The organism is Rhodococcus globerulus NBRC 14531 (genome assembly GCF_001894805.1).
Taxonomy (GTDB): domain Bacteria; phylum Actinomycetota; class Actinomycetes; order Mycobacteriales; family Mycobacteriaceae; genus Rhodococcus_F; species Rhodococcus_F globerula.
In genome coordinates this window covers 79,709-103,448 of record NZ_BCWX01000007.1, presented here as the reverse complement: position 1 = coordinate 103,448, position 23,740 = coordinate 79,709, and the positions used below count along the sequence as shown (strand labels likewise).

23 protein-coding genes are annotated in these 23,740 nt (G+C 62.1%); 9 read left to right on the top strand and 14 right to left on the bottom strand.

Annotation, left to right across the window (positions count from 1 at the left end):
• Positions 1-48 precede the first annotated feature (48 nt).
• Positions 49-1,281, top strand: coding sequence for a winged helix-turn-helix domain-containing protein (locus tag RG2_RS27165; RefSeq protein WP_033236656.1), 1,233 nt, complete (start codon positions 49-51; stop codon positions 1,279-1,281).
• 50 nt (positions 1,282-1,331) lie between these two features.
• Here RG2_RS27165 and RG2_RS27160 read toward each other — a convergent pair whose 3' ends face one another.
• From RG2_RS27160 to echA20, 4 genes are read right to left on the bottom strand one after another with little or no spacing between them, the layout of a single operon-like run.
• A complete protein-coding gene (locus RG2_RS27160; protein WP_033236657.1) occupies positions 1,332-2,393 on the bottom strand; it encodes an NAD(P)H-dependent flavin oxidoreductase in 1,062 nt (353 codons plus the stop codon).
• Positions 2,390-3,145 carry a CoA-transferase subunit beta gene (locus RG2_RS27155; protein WP_033236658.1) on the bottom strand — a complete coding sequence of 252 codons (756 nt, stop codon included), beginning with the start codon at positions 3,143-3,145 and terminating at the stop codon, positions 2,390-2,392. The genes RG2_RS27160 and RG2_RS27155 overlap by 4 nt, the downstream gene beginning before the upstream one ends.
• Positions 3,142-4,035: a cholesterol ring-cleaving hydrolase subunit IpdA gene (gene ipdA / locus RG2_RS27150; RefSeq protein WP_033236659.1), complete on the bottom strand. Its 894-nt coding sequence runs from the start codon at positions 4,033-4,035 to the stop codon at positions 3,142-3,144. The genes RG2_RS27155 and ipdA overlap by 4 nt, the downstream gene beginning before the upstream one ends.
• A gap of 6 nt (positions 4,036-4,041) precedes the next feature.
• Positions 4,042-4,818: a (7aS)-7a-methyl-1,5-dioxo-2,3,5,6,7,7a-hexahydro-1H-indene-carboxyl-CoA hydrolase gene (echA20, locus tag RG2_RS27145; RefSeq protein ID WP_033236660.1), complete on the bottom strand. Its 777-nt coding sequence runs from the start codon at positions 4,816-4,818 to the stop codon at positions 4,042-4,044.
• 102 nt (positions 4,819-4,920) lie between these two features.
• Between echA20 and RG2_RS27140 the strand changes: the two genes are divergently transcribed.
• On the top strand, positions 4,921-5,835 hold the full coding sequence (locus tag RG2_RS27140) for an SDR family oxidoreductase (protein ID WP_033236661.1): 915 nt from the start codon (positions 4,921-4,923) through the stop codon (positions 5,833-5,835).
• Between the two features lie 65 nt (positions 5,836-5,900).
• On the opposite strand, the gene RG2_RS27135 is transcribed toward RG2_RS27140, so the two are convergent.
• From RG2_RS27135 to RG2_RS27100, 7 genes are all read right to left on the bottom strand, one after another.
• Entirely contained in the window at positions 5,901-7,859 is a 1,959-nt protein-coding gene (locus RG2_RS27135) for a M13 family metallopeptidase (RefSeq protein ID WP_033236662.1), read from the bottom strand.
• A gap of 140 nt (positions 7,860-7,999) precedes the next feature.
• Positions 8,000-8,980, bottom strand: a complete 981-nt coding sequence (locus RG2_RS31595) for a peptidase associated/transthyretin-like domain-containing protein (protein ID WP_033236663.1) — start codon at positions 8,978-8,980, stop codon at positions 8,000-8,002.
• Between the two features lie 68 nt (positions 8,981-9,048).
• On the bottom strand, positions 9,049-9,969 hold the full coding sequence (locus tag RG2_RS27120; protein WP_033236664.1) for a PaaI family thioesterase: 921 nt from the start codon (positions 9,967-9,969) through the stop codon (positions 9,049-9,051).
• A gap of 45 nt (positions 9,970-10,014) precedes the next feature.
• The gene (locus tag RG2_RS27115) at positions 10,015-10,779 is read right to left on the bottom strand and encodes a pirin family protein (protein ID WP_033236665.1); all 765 of its coding nucleotides are present in this window, start codon (positions 10,777-10,779) and stop codon (positions 10,015-10,017) included.
• A 28-nt stretch (positions 10,780-10,807) separates the two neighbouring features.
• On the bottom strand, positions 10,808-11,569 hold the full coding sequence (locus tag RG2_RS27110; RefSeq protein WP_033236666.1) for a pirin family protein: 762 nt from the start codon (positions 11,567-11,569) through the stop codon (positions 10,808-10,810).
• Position 11,570: 1 nt separating this feature from the next.
• Positions 11,571-12,536, bottom strand: coding sequence for a pirin family protein (locus tag RG2_RS27105; RefSeq protein ID WP_033236667.1), 966 nt, complete (start codon positions 12,534-12,536; stop codon positions 11,571-11,573).
• Positions 12,537-12,636: 100 nt separating this feature from the next.
• Positions 12,637-13,359: an IclR family transcriptional regulator gene (locus RG2_RS27100; protein ID WP_033236668.1), complete on the bottom strand. Its 723-nt coding sequence runs from the start codon at positions 13,357-13,359 to the stop codon at positions 12,637-12,639.
• 142 nt (positions 13,360-13,501) lie between these two features.
• Between RG2_RS27100 and RG2_RS27095 the strand changes: the two genes are divergently transcribed.
• The 5 genes from RG2_RS27095 to RG2_RS27075 are packed head-to-tail and all read left to right on the top strand — an operon-like array spanning position 13,502 to position 18,436.
• Entirely contained in the window at positions 13,502-13,942 is a 441-nt protein-coding gene (locus RG2_RS27095) for a nuclear transport factor 2 family protein (protein WP_045064870.1), read from the top strand.
• A 49-nt stretch (positions 13,943-13,991) separates the two neighbouring features.
• Positions 13,992-14,828 (top strand): SDR family NAD(P)-dependent oxidoreductase, encoded by an 837-nt coding sequence (locus RG2_RS27090; RefSeq protein ID WP_033236669.1) that lies wholly within the window; start codon positions 13,992-13,994, stop codon positions 14,826-14,828.
• Entirely contained in the window at positions 14,821-15,603 is a 783-nt protein-coding gene (locus RG2_RS27085) for an SDR family NAD(P)-dependent oxidoreductase (protein ID WP_033236670.1), read from the top strand. Before RG2_RS27090 ends, RG2_RS27085 begins: the two co-directional genes overlap by 8 nt.
• Positions 15,600-17,057 carry an FAD-dependent oxidoreductase gene (locus RG2_RS27080; protein WP_033236671.1) on the top strand — a complete coding sequence of 486 codons (1,458 nt, stop codon included), beginning with the start codon at positions 15,600-15,602 and terminating at the stop codon, positions 17,055-17,057. The genes RG2_RS27085 and RG2_RS27080 overlap by 4 nt, the downstream gene beginning before the upstream one ends.
• Before the next feature lie 44 nt (positions 17,058-17,101).
• Complete coding sequence (locus RG2_RS27075) at positions 17,102-18,436, top strand: MFS transporter (RefSeq protein ID WP_033236672.1); 1,335 nt, start codon at positions 17,102-17,104, stop codon at positions 18,434-18,436.
• Positions 18,437-18,490: 54 nt separating this feature from the next.
• Here the strand turns inward: RG2_RS27075 and RG2_RS27070 are convergent, their stop codons facing one another.
• Genes RG2_RS27070 through RG2_RS27060 form a run of 3 tightly spaced genes read right to left on the bottom strand, consistent with a single transcriptional unit; the run spans position 18,491 to position 21,949 of the window.
• On the bottom strand, positions 18,491-19,858 hold the full coding sequence (locus RG2_RS27070) for an aldehyde dehydrogenase family protein (protein WP_033236673.1): 1,368 nt from the start codon (positions 19,856-19,858) through the stop codon (positions 18,491-18,493).
• A gap of 14 nt (positions 19,859-19,872) precedes the next feature.
• Positions 19,873-20,688, bottom strand: coding sequence for an SDR family oxidoreductase (locus RG2_RS27065; RefSeq protein WP_051730726.1), 816 nt, complete (start codon positions 20,686-20,688; stop codon positions 19,873-19,875).
• A 28-nt stretch (positions 20,689-20,716) separates the two neighbouring features.
• Positions 20,717-21,949: a cytochrome P450 gene (locus RG2_RS27060; RefSeq protein WP_033236674.1), complete on the bottom strand. Its 1,233-nt coding sequence runs from the start codon at positions 21,947-21,949 to the stop codon at positions 20,717-20,719.
• A 268-nt stretch (positions 21,950-22,217) separates the two neighbouring features.
• Between RG2_RS27060 and RG2_RS27055 the strand changes: the two genes are divergently transcribed.
• Both RG2_RS27055 and RG2_RS27050 read left to right on the top strand, forming a co-directional pair.
• A complete protein-coding gene (locus tag RG2_RS27055) occupies positions 22,218-22,844 on the top strand; it encodes a TetR/AcrR family transcriptional regulator (protein ID WP_230590377.1) in 627 nt (208 codons plus the stop codon).
• 73 nt (positions 22,845-22,917) lie between these two features.
• Positions 22,918-23,718, top strand: coding sequence for a carboxymuconolactone decarboxylase family protein (locus RG2_RS27050; protein WP_230590379.1), 801 nt, complete (start codon positions 22,918-22,920; stop codon positions 23,716-23,718).
• The last annotated feature ends 22 nt before the right edge of the window (positions 23,719-23,740 follow it).

Below are 23,740 nucleotides of genomic sequence, written 5' to 3'. Positions count from 1 at the left end.
CGTTGTTTTCGATTTTGCTGTCGGAGGTGATGGCTAGTCTTCACGAGTATGAGCGAAGTAGTGTCTCCGGCCGCGGCGCGTCGCATCGCGCTTGCAGCTCAAGGGTTTGGAAAAGCGCATCCTGCAGCCGTGACACGACGCAATCTGATCGGGGTGATGGACCGCTTGCAGGTGCTCCAGATCGATTCGGTCAATGTATTCGAGCGCAGTCATTATCTGCCGATCTATGCGCGAATGGGTGCGTACGACAAGTCGAGACTCGACCAGCTCGCCTTCGCACCGGGATCGGGATACCTCGAATACTGGGGCCACGAAGCGACATTCCTACCCGTCGACATGTGGCCGCTGTTCCGTTGGCGAATGGATCAGTTTCGGGCCAAGGCCCTCGCAGACAAGAATGGATGGGCATCCGATCGGCTCGACTTTCTCGAGTGGTTGCGCAGCGAATTGCGGGACAACGGGCCGATGGCGGCGAGCGAGGTCGAGCACGACGCGAACACGCGACGCGGACCCTGGTGGGGGTGGTCCGACGTGAAGGTCGGCCTGGAGACACTGTTCCGATGGGGCGAGGTGGTATCGGCAGGTCGAACGGGGTTCGAACGTCGCTACGCACTCGCCGAGAACACACTGCCGCCGGCGATACTCGACGCCAGGGTGGAACGGCCGGACGCGATCCGTGAGCTTGTGCTGCGCGGAGTGCGGGCACACGGACTGGGCACTCTCGACGATATCGCCGACTACTTTCGACTCCCCAGCGCCGAGACACGAGTTGCACTGCGAGAGCTCGAAGACGCCGGCAGCGTGCGCCCTGCCTCCGTCGAAGGTTGGGAGCGTCGAGGAAAGCCGCGAGAGGTATGGATCGATCCTCAGGCTAAACGGCCAAGGGCAATTCGGGCCGACGCTCTGTTGTCTCCCTTCGATCCGGTCGTATGGGCGCGTGATCGAGCGTTGCGGCTCTTCGACTTTCACTACCGGATCGAGATCTACACGCCCGCCCACAAGCGGGTCCACGGTTACTATGTCCTGCCGGTGCTGATCGACGACAAGATCTGTGCGCGAGTCGATCTCAAGAATGACCGTCAGAACCGTCAATTGCTCGTGCGCTCCGCCTGGGCAGAACCCGACGCCGACGCAGATACTGCACCGCGCCTGGCGGCGCTGCTCCGACGAACCGCACTCTGGCAGGGCTGCGAGACCGTCGTGGTGGAGAACAAGGGAACGATGGCGGCGGAGTTGGCGGACGCGATGAGAGCTGTGCCCGACGCAGCTTTAACGCACTGAGTGCGCCTCCCCTGATATCGGGGGAGACGCACTCAGTGATTGCTACGTGTTCAGCGAAGAGCGGCCAGCGCGTCGATGCGCTTGACGGCGTCTTCCATGATGCTGTCGATCAGTTCCTTGCAGCTGGGCAGATCGTTGATCATGCCGACAACCTGACCCGACGCCAGCACACCGGCTTCGGTGTTACCTTCCACCAGACCGGCTTTGAGCAACATCGGGGTGTTGGCGGCCATGATGATCTGCATGATGGTGCGGTCGCCGGATCGCTTCATCGCGATTCCGTCCTTGGCGAGCGTTGACCACTTCATGCCGGTCATTGCCTTGAACTTCATGGCGTTCTTGGCGGCAGCGATCAAACCGGTTGCGTAGCTGGAACCTTCGAGACTGTTGACCAGGTCGGTGTTGAGCACGCGGTGCGGCATGCCGTCGACCTTGCGTGAAACGGTCGTATCCGTCAGTCCGCGCTTGAGATATTCCTGCTTGACGGAATCCGGTACCGAGGAATCGCTCGTGAGCAGGAAACGCGTGCCCATTGCGACGCCGGCAGCACCGTACGCGAGTGCAGCCGTAAGTCCACGACCGTCGAAGAATCCGCCACCGGCGATAACCGGAATGTCGACGGCGTCGAGGACCGAGGGGAGCAGAAGGGTTGTTGCCACACCGCCGGTGTGACCGCCACCCTCGCCGCCCTGGACGACGACGGCGTCCGCGCCCCAGGACGCAACCTTCACGGCATGCTTTGCAGCACCGATGGACGGAACGACAACAATGCCGTTGTCCTTGAGCTTGGAGATCAGATCCTTCTTGGGAGCCAAGGCAAAAGACGCAACCTTGACACCTTCGCGGATGAGCAGATCGATACGCTGCTTCGCGTCGGTGGCGTCGGCGCGCATGTTGACGCCGAAGGGCTTGTTCGTGAGCTGCTTCGTCTTCTTGATCGCGTGCTCGAGCTCGTCGTACGTCATCGTGGCCGAAGCCAGGATGCCCAGACCACCGGCGTTAGCCGTCGCCGACGTGAGAGCGGGACCGGAAACCCAGCCCATGCCTGTCTGCACGATCGGGTAGTCCACGCCGACCAGTTCGGTCAGCGCAGTCTTGAGGGTGGGGGTCATGCCGAGACCTCACGGTCCCGCAGGTTGCGCGGGTCGAGGGTCTCGCGAATGAGGTGGAGCTCTTCTACTGTGGGTTCGCGGGTGACGCCTGCCTCGGCGAGTCCGGCAACCTCGAACGAGGTGTTCTCGGCAACCTCTTCGGCCGTGACGCCGGGGTGAAGGCTCAACGCGCGGAAGGTGTTTCCTGGTCCGCCGAAGTCGAAGACACCGAGATTGGTGACAACGCGGGGGATGTTGAGGTACTTGTATGCCGGGTTCTCGGGATCGATCTGGTCGTAGCCGACGCCGCACACCACGTCGACCTTGTCGACGAACACTCGCTTGGAGTGCTTGGGGACGAAGTAGCTCGTGGCGTGGTTGATCGTGTTACCCGGAGCGCCGCGCACACCGAACATCTGACGCGACGGCTGCTGAAGCGGGCCGAAAGCGGAGAGGTTCTGGTTACCGTGGCGGTCGAGCTGGTTTGCGCCCATGACCACGTGGCGACGACCGGAAGCGACCACGTCGAACACCTTGCGGAACGGCATCCATCCTTCGATGGGGCCCTTCGTTCCCACTGCCGGGGTGTCCTCGAGGATGAGGGCTTCGCCGTCGGTGATCAGGAGATCGGGTTCGGTGGTCAGGCGGGCAAGGCGAGCGCCGATGGTCGATGACGTCGACATCGGGCTGGCCATGATTTCACCTGCGCCGGAGAAGATTTCGGCGCAAGCCAGGACTACGTACTCTGCGCGGGTGACGGTGGATTCGCTCATGACGCCTGCTCCTCTGCAAACTTCTTTACTGCGGCCTGGTAGTCCTCTTCGCTGCCGGAGAGGAAGGTGTCGACAAATGCCTGCCACGACTCGGGGGTCTTCGCGGCTTCGGCGTAGTGACGCTGGAACTTCTCGTCGCGGCCGTAGCTTTCGCCGGCGAGGGTGAAGTGCGCGCCGTTCGGGGCCTCGACGACACCGTCGACCATCATGCGGTTGATCAGAAGATTCTGCAGCGGAACGGATTTGACCAGTTCCTCGGTTTCGACGATGCGTTCCACCGAGACGTAACGCTTCTCCGCTGCCATGCAGTACAGGTCGTCGAAGTACGGGTCGACGCCGTTGTATGCGGCATTGCCGTGCTTGTCGCCGAGGTTGAGGTGAACGAACGACGCGTCGAGGTTGAGCGCGGGCATTGCGATCAGGGTCTCGGAGCGGCCGTCGGCCTCGGGGTACGGGGAGGTGACGGTCTTGAGTTCGTCGCCCCAGAAGTTACGGACATCGGATCCCAGACCTGCGCGGATCGGCAGGAAGGGGAGACGGGCAGCTGCAGCTTCGAGGCCGCACTTGACCATTCCCTCGTCCATTTCGCGGGACTCGATCTCACCGTTGGTGCGTGCCTTGGCAAACCACGGGTCGTAGAACGGAGCCGAGTCCAGGGACACGAAGCCGTAGTACGCCTTCTTGACCTTGCCGGCCGAGCACAGCAGGCCGAGATCCGGTCCACCGTACGTGACGACGGTCAGGTCCTTGATGTCCGAACGCAGGATCGCGCGCACGAAAGCCATCGGCTTGCGGCGAGATCCCCAGCCGCCCAATCCGATGGTCATTCCGGAGCGAAGCTCGCCGACAACCTCGTCGAGCGACATTGTCTTGTCACGCTTGCTAGCCATGATGTCTCAGCCTTCCTTCTGGGTTGCGTTTTCACGCGGCTTGCCGGTTGCGACGAACTCGTCGCGATGCTCGTCGGACACACCGAGCAGGTTGAGCTCGAAGGTGTATCCCTGCTCGAGGCGGTAGCTGCTCTTGACGTCGACGGGGTCGATGCCGTTGATGGCTTCCTTCGCACACCGGATGATGCGGGTGTCCTTGGCAGCGATCTTGGCGGCGATCTCGCGGGCGCAATCGTCGAGCTTCTCGCGCGGGACGACGTCGTAGACGCTGCCGAACTGCTTGAGTGTGTGGGCGTCGACGCTCTGCGCCGTGTAGTACAGCGTGCGCATCATGTGCTGCGGTACCAGGCGAGCGAGGTGGGTGGCTGCGCCGAGTGCACCGCGGTCGACCTCAGGGAGGGAGAAGATCGCGTCGTCGGACGCGACGATGACGTCAGCGTTGCCGACCAGGCCGATGCCGCCGCCGACGCAGAAGCCGTTGACTGCCACGACAACCGGAACGGCGCAGTCGTAGACCGCGGCAAAAGCAGCAGCGCAACCGCGGTTGGCAGCAACCAGAGCGTCGTAGCCGTCGGTGGCCTGCATCTCCTTGATGTCGACGCCGGCGTTGAAACCACGGCCTTCGGCTCGCAGGATCACGACGTGGGTATTGAGGTCCTTACCTGCGGCAAGGATCGCGTCGGCGAGATCGAACCAACCCTGCGAGGGGATTGCATTGACCGGTGCGTAGTCGATGGTGACCGTGGTGATGCCGGTCCCGTCGGAGGAGGTGCTGATGCCCATAGCGGGTTTCCTTACGTCTGTGTACCAAACCAAGCGATTGCTTGGTAAGTTAGCACACAAGCGGAGCCGACAAGCCCGAGCAGAGTGCAATAGGAGATAAAAATGAGTGGATTGGTCGATGGACGCGTAGTCATCATCACCGGGGCAGGTCGCGGTATCGGACGCGCGCACGCACTGGCATTCGCGGCAGAGGGCGCCAAGGTTGTCGTCAACGACATCGGCGCAGGCGCGGACGGCTCCGCAACCGGCGAGAGCCCGGCCGAGCAGGTAGTCGCCGAAATCATCGCAGCCGGCGGCGAGGCCGTCGTCAACGGTGACGACGTCGCAGACTGGGCGGGTGCGGAAAACCTCATCAAGACCGCCATCGACAACTTCGGTCGCCTCGACGTGCTCGTCAACAACGCCGGCTTCCTGCGTGACCGCATGCTCGTCGGCATGAGCGAAGCCGAATGGGACGCCGTCACCCGCGTCCACCTCAAGGGTCACTTCGCGCCCCTGCGCCACGCCGCTGCCTACTGGCGCGCCGAGGCCAAGGCAGGCAACCCGATCGACGCACGCATCATCAACACCAGTTCGGGCGCCGGACTGCAGGGCTCCATCGGCCAGGGCAACTACGCCGCAGCCAAGGCCGGCATCGCCGAGATGACCATCCAGGCAGCAGCAGAGTTCAAGAATTACGGCGTCAGCGTCAACGCAATCGCGCCGTCCGCGCGTACCCGCATGACGGTCGGTGCCGGCGGCGCCATGGCCGAGATGATGGCAGCTCCGGAAGAGGGCTTCGACGCCATGGCTCCGGAGAACGTCTCACCGCTCGTCGTGTGGCTCGGTAGCGCCGAGTCCAAGGACGTCACGGGACGCGTCTTCGAGATCGAGGGCGGCAAGATCACCGTCGCAGAAGGATGGCGTCACGGCCCGAGCGAAGACAAGGGTGATCGCTGGGATCCGAAGGAAATCGGACCCGTTGTGGCATCGCTGTTGGAGAAGGCCGAGACCCCGACGCCGGTGTACGGAGCTTAGGGCCTTCGGCCCCGTGCGCCTTTTTGGTAGTGCGAACTACCAAAAAGGCGCACGGGGCTTTGCCCCTACCAGATCTTTACGCGCTTTTCGGGCTCCAAATACAGTGCATCACCGGGCTTGACGTCGAACGCCTCGTGAAAGACATCGAGGTTGCGGACGACGCCGTTGCAGCGGAACTCCGGCGGTGAATGCGGGTCGACGGCGAGTCGGCGCAATGCCTCGGCCTCGCGCGCCTTGGTCCGCCACACCTGAGCCCAGCCGAAGAACACGCGCTGCAAACCGGTGAGACCGTCGATGACGGGCGGTTCGGTGCCTTCGGTCGCAATCTTGTACGCCGCGATCGCGATGGACAGCCCACCCAGATCGCCGATGTTCTCGCCGATCGTGAACTCGCCGTTGACATGATGACCCGGCAGTTCCTTGGGTTCGAATTCGTTGTACTGCTCGATCAAAGCTTTTGTGCGCTTGCCGAATTCGGTGCGATCGTCGTCGGTCCACCAGTCGACCATGTTGCCGTCGCCGTCGTACTTGGCGCCCTGATCGTCGAAACCGTGCCCGATCTCGTGACCGATAACAGCACCGATTCCGCCGTAGTTGGCGGCGTCGTCAGCGGCGGCGTCGAAGAACGGCGGCTGCAAAATGGCTGCGGGGAAAACGATTTCGTTCATACCGGGGTTGTAGTACGCGTTAACCGTCTGAGGGGTCATGAACCACTCGTCGCGGTCGACGGGGCCGCCCAACTTTGCGAGGTCGCGGTCATATTCCGCGGCGTATCCGCGGCGATAGTTGCCGACGACGTCGGTGGCCGAGATCTCGAGACCCGAGTAGTCACGCCACTTGTCGGGGTAGCCGATCTTGGGAGTGAACTTGTCCAGCTTGGCCAGTGCGGCCTTGCGGGTATCCGGACTCATCCACTCGAGTTCGGAGATGTTGCGACGGTAGGCTTCCTGCAGATTGCCGACCAACTCCAGCATGCGTACTTTGGCTTCGGCCGGGAAATGACGCTCCACGTACAGCTTGCCGACGGCCTCGCCGAGCAGGTCTTGGACCAGGCCGACGCCACGCTTCCAGCGCTCACGGTTCTCTTCGGTGCCCGAGAGCGCGGTGCCGTAGAACGCGAAGTTCTCGTCCACCAACGAGGAATGCAGGTACGGAGCGCGCGCATGGATGACTTTCCAGGCAGCCCATGCCTTCCAGTCGTCGAGTTCTTCCGACGCCCACAGTGCGGTGAAGGTGTGCAGGAATCCGGGCTGGCGAACCACGATTTCCGAGAACTTCTCGGACGTCGTTCCCAAGCCGGACAGCCAAGCAGCCCAATCCAATCCGGGGTTCTGCTCGGTGAGCTCCTCGAATTCGACGAGGTTGTAGCTCAACTCGGCGTCACGACGCTTCACGACGTCCCAGTGCCCGGCCGCGATCTTCTTCTCGAGGTCGAATACCCGCTGCGCCTCGTAGCCGAGTCCGGCGAGGTTGAACATCTTCTCGACGTGGGCGACGAACTTGTCGCGAATTTCGGTGTAGTTGTCTTCGCGGTAGTACGACTCGTCGGGAAGGCTGATACCCGACTGACTGAAGTGAATGAGGTAGCGCTCGGAGTTCTTGGCGTCGGTGTCGACGTAGTGCGCGATGGCGCCGCCGACACCCGTGCGCTGATGGCGTCCGATCACGGTAGCCAGCGAAGAACGATCGGCCGCGTCCGCAATTGCGTCGAGTTCGTCGTCGATCGGGGTGAGACCGGCAGCCTCGATAGCGTCGGCATCCATGAAACTCGAGTACAGATCGCCGATGCGTTGGGCATCGGTACCGGACTCCGGTGACGACGCGGAAGCCTCGGTGATGATGGTCTGCACATCTTCCTCGGCCTTGTCGTACAGCGTGCGGAAAGCGCCGTCGACTGCGCGGTCTGCGGGAATCTCGTATTCGGCGAGCCATTTCCCGTTGACATGGACGAACAGGTCGTCCTGCGCGCGGGTCTCGCTGTCTAGGTGGGTGAGGTCGATGCCTGAGCGATGAGCCGTGGTCATTTCTCCATCCTTACACGATCACCACAATCCGCTCAGTCGTTATCGTGAGCCGTTCAGTGCTCGGGCGATCTGCGTCACCACAAGTTCGGGTGTGAGCGTCAATTGATGCCAACTGAACCGCCCGCTTCCGGTGATCGGGGTCAGGCGTCGATACCCAGATTGATGACGGCGAGGTATGACCCGTCCGACTGCTTTTCGACGGTCATCATGCCGGTGTCGGAGAAGATGTTGTCGTTGGAATTGTTGGTGTTGTTCTCACGGCCCGTGTGCTCGCTGTACGGGCTGACGGAATACACCTCGTCGAGAAGGGTCTCCTCGAAGAAGGTCTGCGTGGTGAGGACAGTCTTCTTGTCGATGTGAACCTTGACATGGATGTGCGTGGTGCGGCCCATGTACCAGCCCGGGAAAATGGTGGTGAACTGCGCGATGCCGTTTGCGTCCGTGGTCTGGGCGCCACGCAGGTAGGTGCCGTCGTCGGTGGTGGTGGCTTCGCTGTCACCGACGCTGTACGAGCCGTCGGAAGTTTCGCCGGAGCCGCCCATAGAACCCATGTCGCCGCCCATACCGCCGCCGGGTGCGCCCGACGGCGGCTGACCCATTCCGCCTGCCGGGGGTTCGCCCATGCCGCCGGACGGAGGCGTTCCACCGCCGCCGCCACCGTTTGCGCTCAGTGAACCGGACTCGAAGCCGGAGTACACGCCGCCTGCGTCGCAGTGCCAGATTTCGACGACGGCGTTGCTGACGGCGCCGATGGTGCCGTCGGCGTTGCAGATGCTGTTGTCCTGCACCCGCAGTGCGACCTGGAGGGTGGTGCCTGGTCGATCTTCGCGGATATCACTGCGGATGGAGTCGACGTCGAACCAGTACGGGCCCTGAGTTTCTTCCTCGCTCATGACGCACTGTGGTGCCTTGGCGAGCAGCGCGGTGACAGCGTCGCCGGAGGCAGCAGCGGCGCTGGTGTCGGCGGTGGTCGTGGAGGCCGCAGCGGTGGACGTGGTGGTTGAATTGCCGCTGTGGCCGGAACATGCGGCGATGAGTCCACCGAGGCTGATGGTCCCGCCGAGCGCCAGTGCTCGCCTGCGACTCACTCGTTGCCGACTGGCTTCGATGTCTTTGTTCACGCGTCTACCTCCATTGATCTGGGCTGTTGAATCAATGGTGGACGAGCGGTCTGGCGCGGGGCTGGTTATCAGCTGTGAACTTGCTGGGAGATCATCTGGACGCTCGAGGTGGCGCGGATGTAGACCTGACCGGTGTTGTCCACGATGCGCGATTCGATGAGTGCGAGCCTACGTCCGGCGCGGATCACGTTGGCTTCGCCGCGCATGACGGGACCACCGATGGCGGGTGAGCGCAGGAAGTCGATCTTGTGATCGAGGACGCGGTAATCCTGTTCGGCGGTAGTCAGGGTTTGCGCGGCGAGCCCGGTGATGGCGTCGGTGGCGGAGATGAGTACACCGCCCTGTACTGCGCCGAGCGGGTTGGCCATCCATTCGACCGGCGCAAGTTCGCCGACGACAGCGCCTGGCGTTACCTCGGTCAGCGTGAGGTCGAGGAGTCCGGCGAGCGGTCCACGCATGATAGTTCCGGCCAGGATTCCTTCGACGACGTCGGATCCGCTCAGTCCACTCAGGTCACTGACTTCTTCGGGAACCGGCACATCGAGGGCAGGGCCGGCGATGTAGTCGTCGGGTGCAACGACGGGTGGCCGCGAGACAATCATGGCGCGCCCGGCCATCACTGCCAGAAGTGTGCTGTCGTCACCGCGTAGTTGTCCCGACGCCAGTCCGACTCCGTCGTCGAGGTGCACGAGTGCACCGGTGGCTCCAACTGTTCCCGTCGACGGGATATCGGCGGCCGCACTGACCGTGACCTGTGCGAGCACCGATTGGTGACCCGAAGTGAGCCCCGAGTAGACAGCCCCACCCATGGCGCCGTCGATCATGACGCCGAGCGATCCGAGCACTGTGCGTCCGCGGTGGTCGTGGAAGCGGTCCCCGATTGTCTGCGCGAAGCTGAGATCGCCAGGAGTGATCGCTACTGCGCGTACATCCATCAAGGTGTTGAGGGGATCAAGTTTGACGGTGGGCGCGGAGTTGTCGATGCTCATGTATCGAGTATCGCCCGTACCGGAGATGGGACCGGTCGCCGGGTCTCAGCCACCGATACGTGCGTGCATTTCCCAGACCAGCACTTCGGCACCGGTTTCGGAGGTGACGAGTTGTCCGCCGGAGTCGCTCATGCGGACGGCATCACCTTCGTAGAGGGTGCCGGTGCCCTCCATGTCTGCGGTTCCTTCGGCCACGAAAACGTGGAGGAACGGGGCGTTCGGCAGGGTCACACTTGTGCCGGGGAGAATCCGCGCCACATGCAGTGCCGCGTACTTGTTGTTGATGCGGATGGCCGAATGATCTTTGTAGCGATCCATTCCGGAGGCGACGGGTATGAGTCCGCCGCGTAGGAGTTCGTCGTCGATTTCGAGTTGTTCGTATCCGGGAGTCAGTCCACCCTCGTCGGGCGCAACCCACATCTGGATGAAGTGCACCGGATCGGAGTGCTGTTGGCCGCCCAGACGCCACGAGTCGTTCTTCTCGCTGTGCATGATCCCGGTGCCTGCGCTCATCCGTTGCGCGAGTCCGGGATAGATGACACCGGAGTGCCCGATGGAGTCTTGGTGAACGAGCGAACCGCGCAGCACCCAGGTAACGATTTCCATGTCCTTGTGCGGATGGGTGTCGAATCCGGTACCCGCGAGCACGGTGTCGTCGTTGTTGACGAGGAGCAGGCCGTGGTGGGTGTTGTCGGGGTCGTAGTGCTGCCCGAACGAGAAGGAATGCTTCGAATCAAGCCAGGAGATGCGGGATTTCAGGCGATCACCGCTGCGGTGGACGTCGATGTGCGGGGTTGTGAGCGCCGACATGGCGTTCCTCCTTTGGGGCCGAATGCTTTCAGCGTACGAGATGGGGCCGCAGTCCGGCGTGCATCTCCCAGATCAGAACTTCTGCGGGTTCCGCGGCGGTGACTCGATGTCCGCCGGTTTCCTTGAGTCGCAACGAATCTCCGGTCGAGAGAGTGTCGACGCCCTCGACTGTGACGGAGCCCTGCGGGATGTAGGCGTGAACATACGGGGCGTCCGGCAGGGTTATCGTCTGACCGATGTCGAGGCGTGCAACGTGCAGCGCCGCAAACTTGTTGTGAAGCGTGATCGCGCTGTGATCGCGATGCGCGGGCATTCCCGACGCCAAGGTGATCAAGCCACCGGCGTCGAGTTCGGTGTTGACGTTGAGTTCCTGATAGCTCGGAGTGATCCCGGATTCGTCTGGTGGAATCCACATTTGGACGACGTGGACCGGTTCTGTGTGGCGGGTACCGTCGGCGCGCCGGGTGTCGTTGCGCTCGGAATGCAGTATCCCGGTTCCGGCGCTCATTCGTTGCGCGAGGCCGCGATGAATTTCGCCGGTGTGCCCAGCTGAATCCTGGTGGACCAGGGAACCGCTGAGCACCCACGTCACGATTTCGGTGTCGAGGTGTTGATGGGTGTCGAAACCGGAGCCGGCTTCGACGATGTCGTCGTTGTTGACCAGAAGTAATCCGTGCGCGTAAGCGGCGTGGTCGAAGTTTCCGGCGAAGGGGAAGCTGTGACGGGACGTGAGCCAGCCGTAGTTCAGGTGCGCACGTTCATGCGCACGCTGAACTACTACCGATTTCATGTCAGCTCAGAGTTTCGTGGGCTGCCGGGATGGAACCGAGGCGTCCGGCCTGGAAGTCCTCGAATGCCTGCATGACCTCGGACTTCGTGTTCATGACAAACGGTCCGGCCATGGCGATGGGCTCGCGGATCGGCTTGCCGCCGAGGATGAAGACCTCGAGCGATTCGGTCCGTGAATCCTGGCGATCGGATGCGGCGATGGTGATGGAGTCGCCGCGTCCGTACACGGCGGTCTGGCCTGCGCGGATCGGCCGACGCTCTGCGCCGACGGTTCCCTCACCGGCAAGAACATAGGCGATGGCGTTGAACTCGGGGTTCCACGGCAACGTGACGCTGGCGCCAGGTGCGATGGTCGTGTGGGACAACGCGATGGGCGTGTACGTCGATCCCGGTCCGGCGTGGCCGGCGATCTCGCCTGCGATGACGCGTACCAATGCGCCGCCGTCGTGCGACGAGAGCAGAGCGACCTTGTTTCCGGTGATGTCCTGGTACCGCGGCGCTGCCATCTTGTTGTCTCGGGGGAGGTTCACCCACAGTTGGACGCCGTGGAAGAGGCCGCCGCTGACAACGAGGTGCTCCGGGGGCGTCTCGATGTGGAGGATGCCGCCACCTGCGGTCATCCACTGGGTGTCACCGCCGCCGATAATGCCGCCGCCGCCGTTGGAGTCCTGGTGCTCCATGATGCCGTCGATCATGTAGGTGACGGTTTCGAAGCCGCGGTGCGGGTGCCAGGGCGTGCCCTTGGGTTCTCCGGGGGCGTAGTTGACCTCACCCATCTGGTCCATGTGGATGAACGGGTCGAGTGCTGAGAGATCGATGCCCGCGAATGCGCGGTGTACGGGGAAGCCTTCGCCTTCGTAGCCGACGGGAGCGGTGGTGATGCTCTTGACGGGACGGCTGACTGCGGACGCTGCAGGCTCGTCGAGCCGGGGCAGGGCCAAAATGTTCTCGACTGTCACAGCAGGCATGTCGTAACTCCTTGCACTTAGGTAGTTGATTGTTCAACTATCTCATGCTGACTCAACAATGTCGAGCCTGCGATATTCCCGAGGCTCGACATTGCGGCGATCAGCGCAACAAGCTTCCCAGTTTTTGTGCGGCGGCGATAACCTCCGCGCCGAGTGCGTCTTGGTCCTCGGCGTGGAAAGCGGAGATTCCGATACTGGTGATGGCGTCGCCGCGGCGTCCGGGAACTGCCGCCGAAATGCCGTGGACGGAAGGGGTGATCTCGCCGATCGTCGACGCGTAACCGCGCGCACGGGCAATGCGCACTTCGTCTCGTTCACCGTCGACGGGTGGGAGTGAGGCCAGCATGGACAGGCCGGCGGAGCCGCGGTCGATCGGATCGACCTGGCCGGGACGGAAGGCGACGTGCATTCGGGCGCTGCGTGGCTCGACGACCATCAGTGCGCGAACTTCGGTCTCGCTCTCGCGGACCACGAGGTGGGCCGTGGCTTCGGTGGCGTCGGCAAGTTCTTCGAGGATCGGGCGGGCGAGGGTTCGCAAATCCTGCTCCACCGGTTCGGCGAGGGTGACCAGTCCTGCGCCGAGTGTGACGCGTTTGAAAGTGTCCTTGCGGCACAAGTGATGTGCCTCGAGAGTCCGGATGAGTCGGTGCGCGACCGTCCGGTGAACTCCGATGCCGTCGGCGATGTCTGTGACCGACAACCCGTGCGGATAGGAGGTGAGGAGCTCCAGAATCTCGAGTCCGTGATGGAGAGTTTTCGACATGCCGGAGTCCACTTGAACTGGACTTATTCGGGGTCGATGGTCATCACTGAGTTCGCGCATCGAGTTCGCTCCTTGACGTTTGTGAGGTGGGCCACCTACGCTTTGTTCATATCGCACGGCCTGTGCGATTATCGCACACATTCGACAGGTGGGCAACCCTTCAGGGGAGTCCAGCGCAGTGTTTTCCGGAGAGAACATCCTCATGACTGACTACCGCGGAGTGGCGGCCGGCGACGTTGCCGCAATCCACCAGTTGTATGCATTGCAGAGTCATCTCATCGACTCCGGGCGTCAACGTGATTGGGCGGCAACATTTACGACTGACGGTGAGTTCCATTCGCCCAGCTATCCGGAACCGGTAGTCGGTTCTTCGGATCTCGAAGCTTTTGCCGGCCGGTTCTACTCCGGAGCCGAAGCGGCGGACGAGGTTCATCGGCACGTGATCACCAACTTGTTGGTGGAAACGGCAGTCGAAGCCGAGTTGACGGTGCGCGGCTATCTGCAGATCGTCGCGACCAAGCGCGGTGGGGACACGCGATTGGTTCGGATGACAACGATCACGGATCGAGTGATTCGAGTCGGTGACGAGTGGAAGATCGCCCGCCGCATCGTGTCCCGCGACGACGCGCCACGCAATCCCTAACCGTCTTTCACGTTTGTGCACAACAGAATTCAGTAGGAGACCAAATATCATGACCGTTAACGCCGATCAGACGAACCCGGGCCGCACCGTTGCCACGCAAATGTCGGCGGTGTACCCGGAGTTGGCAGGCAAGGTTGCCGTAGTGACCGGCGCTGCCCAGGGAATGGGTGCGACGTTCGCGGAAGGTCTGGCGTCACGCGGAGTCAACGTAGTCGGTGCAGACATCAACGAAGAGCAGATGCTGGAAACTGCCCAGACAATCAATGCTGCACTGAGCGCAAACTCCTTGGCGGACAAGCCCGGCCGTGTGATCGGTGCCCGCGTCGACGTCACCAAGCCCGACGATCACGAGACGCTGGCCAAGCTGGCACTCGCGGAGTTCGGACAGGTCGACTTCTGGATCAACAACGCCGGTATCTTCCCGTTTGCGCTGGCCGAGGAGATCACACCCGAGCAGATCGGTGCGACGTTGAGCGTCAACGTCGAAGGCGTCCTGTACGGCGCTCAGGCCGCCGCTCGCCACATGAAGCCCGGTGGTGCCATCGTGAACATGTCCTCGGTGTCCGCTCTGCGCGTCCGTAAGGGCCGTGGTGCGTATTGCACGTCGAAGGCAGCCGTCGCGCACCTCACCGAATCTCTCGCAGTCGAATTCGGCGACAAGGGACTTCGTGTCAACTCCATAGCGCCCGGGTACATCGACACCGCCATGACCAAATGGGTCCAGGAAGATCCGGCCGCACTGGCCAAGGCTCTCGACGCTGTTCCGCTGCACCGGTTGGGTTCCCCGGAAGAGGTCTTCGGCCCGGTGCTGTTCCTGCTCTCGGACAGCGCGCGTTACGTCACCGGTCACAGCATTGCCGTCGACGGCGGTTCGCGACATGTCTGATCGCACGAATTATCCTGGTGTCGTTCTGGTTACGGGTGGTGCCGGGGGAATGGGAGCACACCACTCGCGCACGCTGGCGGCTCGTGGTTCCCACGTGTGCATCGCGGATGTGGCGGATTCCTCCGCTCTGGTCGAGGAGATCATCTCAGGCGGAGGTTCGGCGTCCGCGCATTCGCTCGATGTCACCGACCCCTCCGCGTGGGCGCGAGTTGTCGACGAAATCCGCTCTGCGCACGGTGAACTGGGCGGGCTGATCAATAATGCCGGTATCTCTCGGCGGCTCGAATTCATGGACACCCCTGATGACATCTGGGAACTGACCATGAAGATCAACCTCTTCGGGCCGTTTTACGGCATGAAGGCGGTGGCTCCGTTGATGCAGGAGAGCGGAGGCGGATCCATCGTCAACATCTCGTCCATCGCCGGTCAGGTCGGATACTTCTCACCGGCCTACTCCTCGAGCAAATGGGGCCTGACCGGGCTGTCGAAATCAGCGGCAGGCAACTTTGCGCAGTGGGGAATTCGTGTCAACTCGGTGCACCCGGGTCTGGTCGGTACGGACTTGCTCGGTGGAGCAAGCGATTTTGTTGCCGCGTCACTGAAGTCGGTTCCCTTCGGGCGCATGGCAACTCTGGACGAGATCACCGAGGCAGTTCTGTTCCTGCTGTCCGACAAGTCGACCTACACGAGTGGAACCGAAATCACTGTGGACGGCGGACTGGTCTCGAACGGCTTGTACCACCGCATCATTGCGGAGACTGGAGAACTTTCGTGAGTGATCACTGGGATGTTGTTGTCATCGGCGGCGGCGGAGCGGGACTCGCAGCTGCGGTATCGGCAGCCGAAGAGGGCGCTTCCGTGCTGCTGTTCGAATCCGAGACCGAACTTGGCGGCTCCACAGCACTTTCCGCCGGCATCTTCACGGCTGCCGGCACCAGCGTGCAGTCCGGCCTGGGTATCGACGACACCGCGGAGAAGTTCTTCCAGCACTACATGGATCTCAACCAGTGGGTGCTTGCACCCGGATTGATTCGTGCGTTCTGCGAGAACGCCGCACCGACGCTCGAGTGGCTGATCGGCCTCGGCGTCGAGATCCCGGCCGCGATCTCGGGTAACGCCCATCAGCCGGGGCTGGCACAGGCCGGAGTCGAAGATGTCTGGCGTGGCCACGTTCCGAAAGACCAGGGATACGGTCTGATTCAGGTACTGGACAAGGCTCGGCGCAAGCACGGCATCGAAGTTATCTTCGGCACGCGGGTGCAGAAGCTGATCGAGGAAGACGGTCGGGTTGTCGGCGTAGTTGCCGACGACATCGAGGTTCCTGCGGGTGCCGTCGTCGTTGCTTCCGGTGGTTTCGCTCAGGATCCGGCTCTGGTCGATCGCTATTTCCCCGACGCCAACAAAGCTGAAGAATCGTTGTTCGTCGTTGCCGCCGACGGTAGTCGCGGCGACCACCTGCGGTTCGCCGAGGATCTCGGCGCGTCGATTGCCGGTGACGGCTGGGGCCTCATCATGCCGACCGTCTACTTCCAGCGGTTCCATCACTGGCAGTCAGGGTTTCCGCCGAAGTCCCGCGTCAACGTCAATCAGAACGGTCGGCGTTTTATGGACGAGGACGCGTCGTACGCGGTCTCGACGGGCATCATCGACCAGCAGGGCGGCTACGGCTGGATGATCTTCGACGAGGACGCCCGAGTGAATCAGACTCCCGGTTATGCAGACTGGAACCCCGAGCGTGTCGCCGAAGAAGCTGCTGCCGGTCGCACACTTCGAGCCGACACGGTCGAGGAACTCGCCGAACTGATCGGCGTTCCGGCGCAGACATTGACGGCAACGGTAGATCGTTGGAACGAGCAATTGCCCAACGGATACGACGACGACTTCCTGCGTCACCGCACGTTGCGAAACAAAGGTGCGGTCGGCAATCCGGACCGGATCGGCACCGCACCGTTCTACGCGGCAAAGATCCTTCCCGCCGAACTGGTGTGCACACACGCCGGTCTGGAAATCAACAGCAGTGCAGCAGTTCTCGGAAAAACCGGTGTTCCGATCGAGGGACTTTACGCCGCCGGCGAGGCCGGTGCCGGCATTCTGGGACTGCGCTACGTGGGCGGTGGCAACGCGGTTGCAAACGCTCTGACCATGGGTCGTATTGCGGGACGCAATGCGGCGAGTTTCACGAAGACCGACGCCGCGGGCGTACCGGTCAATTCCATTGCGCACGCCTGACGTCTATCGTTTGCGCTGCACGACTTCAGTCAGTAGGGACCAACATGTCAGAGAATGAGACCATGGCGCGCGCCGAGGGCGGCGTCGAAGACAGTGGCACTCCAGCCGAACGCCAGTCCACCGTCAAGGTGATTCGCGCGGCCATCGTCGGTACCGTCGTCGAGTACTACGACTTCGGTATCTACGGATACATGGCAACCACCATCGCCGCGCTGTTCTTCGTGTCCTCCGATCCGAATGCGGCGCTGCTCGGTACTTTCGCGGCGTTTGCCGTGGCCTTCTTCCTCCGTGTTCCCGGCGGAATCTTCTTCGGTCATATCGGCGACCGGTACGGCCGTAAGAACGCGCTGTCGTGGACCATCTTGCTGATGGTTATCGCCACCGCCGGTATGGGTCTGCTACCGACCTATGCCACGTTGGGCATGTGGGCGACATCGATCCTGGTGTTGGCTCGTTGCCTTCAAGGCTTCGCAGCCGGCGGTGAGCTCGGCGGTGCCAACGCATTTGTCTCCGAGTCCGCTCCGGCGCGGTGGCGTGCGACCCAGACGTCGATGGTCAACACCGGAACCTACCTGGGCTCTCTCGCGGCTTCGCTGATCGCACTCGGCCTCACGTCGGTGTTCTCCGAAGAACAGGTCCTCGAATGGGCATGGCGTCTGCCGTTCCTGCTCAGCCTGCTGATCGGTGGTATCGGTATCTGGATCCGTAGCCAGATGGAAGACACCCCGCAGTTCGAGGAGCTCCAGGAAAAGGGTGAGACCGAGTCCCTCCCGATCAAGGAACTGCTGCGCAGTTCAGGTGGCAGCGTCGTCAAGATCATCCTTCTCGGAGCGCTCATCACCGGCGGCTACTACATCGCTTCGGTGTACGCCGCGACGTACCTCCAGACTGCCGGCGGACACTCCAAGCAGGTTGCATTCCTGTCCACGTCGCTCGCCCTGGTGCTCGGCGTGATCACACTCCCCATCGCGGGTTACATGGCCGACAAGTACGGACGTCGTCCGGTGCTGTTTGCCGGTAGTGCCGCGTCGGTGGTCCTGGGCGTCCCGATGTTCATGCTGATGGCGAGTTCGGGCACGTGGGCTGCAGTGGCCGGTCAGTCGGTTCTGTTCATCTGCGTCTCCGTAGTCAACGGTGCGTCGTACGTGACGTACGTCGAGATGCTCAAGGCGTCAGTGCGATACAGCGGCCTCGCCTTGGGTAACAACGTCACCAACATGCTTCTCGGTGGTACCGCACCGTTCATCGCGACGTACCTGATCAGCGTGACCGACAACAATCTGGCGCCGGCCGGCTACTTCGTGTTCTGCGCCCTGATCACATTTGTCACGGTGTTCTTCGTGAAGGAAACCAAGGGCGTCGCGCTGCAGATCGACTGAGCCCTGCTGTGCGCCTTTGTTAACCGCGGGCGGTTGACAAAGGCGCACAGTGCGTTACAGCTTTACACTCACCACGCGGGTTTCCAGGAAATCGTGGACCCCGGCTTCGCCACCCTCCCGGCCGAAGCCACTGCTCTTCACTCCGCCGAAGGGAAGTTCGACTTCGAGGGCATTGTGGGTATTGACCCACACCTGACCGGCATCGATCTGTTCGGCCACCTCGACTGCGGCGGCTTGTTCTCCCCAGACAGATGCACCGAGTCCGAACTCCTGACTGTTCAGGAGGGAGACAACGTCGTCGACGTTGGTGTAGGCCACGACGGGGAATGCCAAACCGAACTGCTCGAACTTGACGATGTCGCTGGAGTCGTCCACACCGCGCACCAAAGCGGGTTCCATGAAATACCCGGGCAGAGTGGTGATTCGATTTCCGCCGGTGATGTTTGCGCCGTCAGCTCTGGCCTTGTCGAGCAGGCCCTGCACGTACTCGAGTTGCGCAGAATTGTGCAGGGGACCGACCGTGGTGCCGGCTGCGGCCCCGTCGCCCACCACCATTGTCGACATGACCGCTTCGAACGTGGCGCAGAAGGCGTCGACCGTGTCGGCGGGCACGTACGCGCGCTTGGGGGCGATGCACATCTGCCCGCTGTTGAAGAAGGCGGAGTGCGCCAAAAATCCTGCGGCGTAATTGATATCTGCGCTGTCGAGGAGGATCGCGGGATCGTTGCCACCAAGCTCGAGGGTGACCGGCGTGATCGTTTCGGCGGCCTGCTTCATGATCGCCTTGCCAACCCCCGTTGAACCGGTGAACGAGACCTTGCGTACGGCAGCGTGTTCGATCAACGCCTTGCCGGTATCCGGTCCGCCGTAGACGATGTCGAGTACGCCCTCGGGAAGAATGCTTTGCAGGATGCGGACAACCTCACCGACTACCAGCGACACCGACTCGGCAGGTTTGACCAGAACTGTGTTTCCTGCGGCCAGTGCGGGCGCAATCTTGGCCATCATGAGGAAGATCGGGAAGTTCCACGGCACGATAGCCGCAACGACGCCCAACGGGCGGTGCTGAATTCGAGCGTCGCGTATCGGCGATGCCGGAGCTTGCGATTCGTCCGCCCAGTCGAGGCGGGCGAAGTGTGCGAGGCAGCGGGCCGAGATCCAGACTTCGCCGCTCGAATCGGTGAGCGACTTACCCTGCTCCGCGGTGAGTAGGGCGGAGATCGCCGGGGACTGCCGCATCAATTCGTAGGAACAAGCAGCGAGTAGACCCTGCCGGGTGCTCCGCGACGTTCGCCAGGACTGGAAGGCGGACTGGGCGGCAACAGCTTTCGCGTCGAGCTCGGGCGCCGTGGTGACGGCGGTGCGCCCCACTTCTTCGAGAGTCGCCGGATTGATCGAGATCAGTTCGTTGTCGGTGCTCATAGTGGTTCTCCTGACTAGGCGCTGGTCGCCATCGCGGCCATGGCCGGCGCGATGTACGAACGGAAGATCATGGCGCTGAATCCGCCGTCGATCGGGATGTCTGCTCCGCTGATCCAGGCCGCGTCTGAGGAGGCGAGGAAGATGATGGCGTCGGCGATCTCGCCTGGCTGGGCATGACGGCCCGCCCAGGTGACGGCACCGGAGATAGCGGCGTCACCCATGGTGGCCGTGAAGTCCTTCAGGAGCGGCGTGCCGACTGTGCCGGGGGATACAGAGTTGGAACGTAGTCCGATGTGCTTGCCGTCGACGGCCAGGTTGCCCGCATTGATGATGGCGGCTTCCTTGGAGAGGTTGTAGCAGACATCCTCGATACCGGGGAAGTCTGCGAGAGATTCGAGGGCGTCGTCCCAATTATCGATGGCGAGAAAGGCATTGAGCCGGGCAAAGTTCTGCTGCCACAGAAAACCTGCCTGTGACGCGGTCGTGACTACCGCCGGGTCGACGGCAAATTTCGGCAGGAGAAGGCGAGTGAGATCGCGTGGAGCGAGCGCGTTGATCGACATGACGGTTCGCCACGGCAGTGTTGCCGCGACGCCGGCGTTGTTGATCAGCACATCGACGGGGCCGTCGATCTGCGCGGCGATGTCAGCGACGCCCGACTGGGTGGAGAGGTCGCCGACAATCATCTGGGTGATCGAGTTGTCGGTCGAGGCAACTCGGTCGACACCGATCACGCGGGCGCCGAGAGCGGCAAGTTTGGTGGCGGCCTCGGCTCCGATTCCGGACGAACATCCGGTGAGGACAACGGTTTTGCCGGTGAAACTGATCATGATTGATGCTCCTGACGTAAGGGGGTGGCTACCAGGTGACGGGAAGTGAGAAGACTCCGTTGATCCCGGACCACACTTTGAACTGCAGTTCTTCGGGCGGAGCGGCCAGTTTCAGCGTCGGCACCCGGCGGGCCAGGGTTTCGAAGATGATCTGTAGTTCGAGACGAGCCAGGGCCTGACCGATGCATTGATGAACGCCGTAGCCGAAAGCGAAGTGGTCACGTGCTTTTCGATGGATGTCGAGTGCGTCTGCACCGGGGAAGTGGGCGTCGTCGCGGTTGGCCGACAGGTTGAGCGGGATGATGGCTTCGCCCGCGGGAATGGTGACGCCACCGATTTCGATGTCCTCGGTCGAGGATCGGAGGATGACAAGATGGACGACGGTCAGGTAGCGCAGCAGTTCTTCGACGGCATTGCGAACCAACGCCGGGTTCTCCTGCATCTGCGCCCACTGCTCAGGGTGCTGCAGCAAGGTGTACATGCCAAGGGCGGTCATGTTGGTGGTGGTGTCATGCCCGGCGATGATGAGGAGGAATCCGGAGTTCTCGACGTCCATCATCGTGATGGTGCCTGCCCGTTCGGCGGCCACCAACTGACCGATGATGTCGTCACCCGGATCATCAAGTGCTGCTCGTTCGTTCGCGATCTTGCGGATATACCCGCGTAGATCGTTCATGGCTGCAATGGCTCGGCCCATCGCGTCGGGGTTCGTGAGGTCATTGGCCATCAGAGCCTCGTCGGCGGCCTTGTTGAAGAATGCGCGGTCCTCGGCGTGCACGCCCAGAATCCAGCTCAGAACCGTGCTGGGGATGGGGAGCGCAACGGCCTTCACGAAGTCGGTCTGGCCTTCGGGAGTGGCCAGCATCGCGTCGATGGTGGTGTCGACGAGTTCCTGCAGCGCCGGCCGGATCTTCTTCATCGCGGTGAGCGTGAAGTTTTTGGCCAGCAGGTTGCGGAAGATCTCGTGCTCGGCGCCGTCCATCCGCAAGAAAAGTCGCTGGTCTTCGGGTTCGGGTGGTGCGCCGAATCGGGGATATCCGGGATTGCGGCTGTCGGCGCTGACTCGCGGATCGGACAGGATCGAGCGTACGTCGTCGTAACGGGTTACGAGCCAGGCATATTCGCCGCCGAAGATATCGACTCGCGTGACGGGGGCGTTCTCACGCAACCACTGGTACTCGGCCGGCGGGTCGATCGGAGGGCGAGGCCAGGGGAAGGGCGCGCTCGGGTGTTCGGTGACGGACGGGACGGTACTCGTCATGGTGAATCCTTTGTCTGGGTGAGATTTGTGCGCCACTTGAAAGGCAGTGGGGGATGAAATCACCAGGTGCACTGCAGGATTGCAGGTCTGTGATTGCGAATGATGGAGAGGCAACAGGATTTGACGTGGGTGCGATAACGCCGGTCCCGGTGAGTGGGACTGAGCCTGTCCGGTGCTTGAATGCGCTGGGCTCGGCACTATTGACACGTGTCAAAAACTTCCATACGATGTGGTTCGGCTCACAAACTGATCGACGTGAAGGTGGATTGTGGAATCGGCTGTGCGAGACGGTGTTGATGCCGGAAGGTCGGATAAAGGTGAACTTCGGCGGGAGTCGATTCTGCGTGCCTTGGAAAACCTTTTGGAGACAACAACTCTCCATGAACTGAATGTCCGCGATATTTCCAAGGCTGCCGGGGTAACCCGTTCGGCCTTCTACTTCTATTTCGACAACAAAGCTGCGGCAGTCAGCGAACTCAGCAAAGCGGTGGACGAAGAGGTTGCAGCAGCGTCGGCAATCTATTCGGGCGGGACTGATGATCCCGCGCGGCAAGTCGGGCAGATGATCGGTGCGGTTCGTGATACCTGGATGCGCCACCCACATTTGTTCCGGGCAATGCGCGACGCCAGATCATCGGACCCCGGGGTGGACGACCTGTGGAACCGTGGGTTGGAAGGGTTTGTCGAACCTGTTGCGGCAGTGATCGATTCGGAGCGGGAATCCGGCCGCGCGCCTGTCGGTGCCGACAGTCGGATGCTTGCGCTTGTTCTGTTGGAAAGCATTGCCCGCATGGGCGATCGCTACTGGATCGGTGATCAAAAGGCTGCTGATGTGGCTGCGGCAACGCAGGCACTGTGCGCGGTCTGGATGGGGTCGATTTATGGACGTGTATAGCAAGTCAACTGGCATCGACGCTGGAGAAGCGCTGTCCCGATACGCGCCGGAAGTATCAGAAGTGCTGTACCGCATGATCTTTAGCAGTAGCGGTGTGCTCGACGCGCAGGTGCGCTCGACCTGCGCCGAGGCTTTGTCGCTGTCTGCCTTGCCGTTGCCGCCGTCGACTGACTTCGCCCAGGAATCGGTAGCGCACGATTTTGCCGAGCAGTTCAGCATCGACGTGTCGAATGTCGACAGCAGTCTGCGCGGCGCGTTGTTGAACGAACTGGGATCGCAGGCCAAGGAATTCGTGTTTGCGGTGTATGTGGCGGACTGGTTTCCGCGGCTACTGCATGCATTGGATCTGCTGTTCAGGCCGTCGACAATGCAATGGCCGCCACCGCAGGACTGGCGCGAAACAGAACTGTCGGTGGACAGTGCAGAATTCTCGCGCAGCGTGGCGCGGTTGCGGGTTCTCGATCCGGTCACCACCGAACTTGTGCGGCTGCGCCAAGCTCGCCAACACAATTGCAGATTGTGCAAGTCCCTGCGAATGAGTTCTGCGCTCGAGGCCGGTGCCGACGAAGCCCTCTTCGACGAGGTCGACAACTACCAGGGCAGCGGGTTGTCGGATCGCCACAAGGCGGCTTTGGCGCTGGCTGACGCGATGGTGTGGCAACCCGGCTACATCCCGGCTCACGTGATCAGTGAAGTGCACGAACATTTCTCGCCGGCTGAGGCCGTGGAACTGGTTCTGGATATGACCAGAAACGCAAGCTCGAAAGTGGCTGTCGCGTTCGGTTCGGACGCCCCACACGTGGATGAAGGCGTGGAAATCTACGAGGTGGACGAGGACGGGCAGGTCACGTTCGGGTTGGGCTTCCGTGTCTAGATCCGACGACCCTTCGTGCATA

What these genes read in the sequence shown, in the direction of transcription:
- ipdA (WP_033236659.1), bottom strand. Translation starts at nt 4,035, where the DNA reads ATGGCTAGCAAGCGTGACAAGACAATGTCGCTCGACGAGGTTGTCGGC.
- RG2_RS27120 (WP_033236664.1), bottom strand. Translation starts at nt 9,969, where the DNA reads ATGAGCATCGACAACTCCGCGCCCACCGTCAAACTTGATCCCCTCAAC.
- RG2_RS27065 (WP_051730726.1), bottom strand. Translation starts at nt 20,688, where the DNA reads ATGATCAGTTTCACCGGCAAAACCGTTGTCCTCACCGGATGTTCGTCC.
- RG2_RS27095 (WP_045064870.1), top strand. Translation starts at nt 13,502, where the DNA reads ATGACTGACTACCGCGGAGTGGCGGCCGGCGACGTTGCCGCAATCCAC.
- RG2_RS27140 (WP_033236661.1), top strand. Translation starts at nt 4,921, where the DNA reads ATGAGTGGATTGGTCGATGGACGCGTAGTCATCATCACCGGGGCAGGT.
- RG2_RS27115 (WP_033236665.1), bottom strand. Translation starts at nt 10,779, where the DNA reads ATGTCGGCGCTCACAACCCCGCACATCGACGTCCACCGCAGCGGTGAT.
- RG2_RS27050 (WP_230590379.1), top strand. Translation starts at nt 22,918, where the DNA reads ATGATCTTTAGCAGTAGCGGTGTGCTCGACGCGCAGGTGCGCTCGACC.
- RG2_RS27090 (WP_033236669.1), top strand. Translation starts at nt 13,992, where the DNA reads ATGACCGTTAACGCCGATCAGACGAACCCGGGCCGCACCGTTGCCACG.
- RG2_RS27160 (WP_033236657.1), bottom strand. Translation starts at nt 2,393, where the DNA reads ATGACCCCCACCCTCAAGACTGCGCTGACCGAACTGGTCGGCGTGGAC.
- echA20 (WP_033236660.1), bottom strand. Translation starts at nt 4,818, where the DNA reads ATGGGCATCAGCACCTCCTCCGACGGGACCGGCATCACCACGGTCACC.
- RG2_RS27105 (WP_033236667.1), bottom strand. Translation starts at nt 12,536, where the DNA reads ATGCCTGCTGTGACAGTCGAGAACATTTTGGCCCTGCCCCGGCTCGAC.
- RG2_RS27135 (WP_033236662.1), bottom strand. Translation starts at nt 7,859, where the DNA reads ATGACCACGGCTCATCGCTCAGGCATCGACCTCACCCACCTAGACAGC.
- RG2_RS27085 (WP_033236670.1), top strand. Translation starts at nt 14,821, where the DNA reads ATGTCTGATCGCACGAATTATCCTGGTGTCGTTCTGGTTACGGGTGGT.
- RG2_RS27075 (WP_033236672.1), top strand. Translation starts at nt 17,102, where the DNA reads ATGTCAGAGAATGAGACCATGGCGCGCGCCGAGGGCGGCGTCGAAGAC.
- RG2_RS27165 (WP_033236656.1), top strand. Translation starts at nt 49, where the DNA reads ATGAGCGAAGTAGTGTCTCCGGCCGCGGCGCGTCGCATCGCGCTTGCA.
- RG2_RS27100 (WP_033236668.1), bottom strand. Translation starts at nt 13,359, where the DNA reads ATGCGCGAACTCAGTGATGACCATCGACCCCGAATAAGTCCAGTTCAA.
- RG2_RS27070 (WP_033236673.1), bottom strand. Translation starts at nt 19,858, where the DNA reads ATGAGCACCGACAACGAACTGATCTCGATCAATCCGGCGACTCTCGAA.
- RG2_RS27110 (WP_033236666.1), bottom strand. Translation starts at nt 11,569, where the DNA reads ATGAAATCGGTAGTAGTTCAGCGTGCGCATGAACGTGCGCACCTGAAC.
- RG2_RS27060 (WP_033236674.1), bottom strand. Translation starts at nt 21,949, where the DNA reads ATGACGAGTACCGTCCCGTCCGTCACCGAACACCCGAGCGCGCCCTTC.
- RG2_RS27155 (WP_033236658.1), bottom strand. Translation starts at nt 3,145, where the DNA reads ATGAGCGAATCCACCGTCACCCGCGCAGAGTACGTAGTCCTGGCTTGC.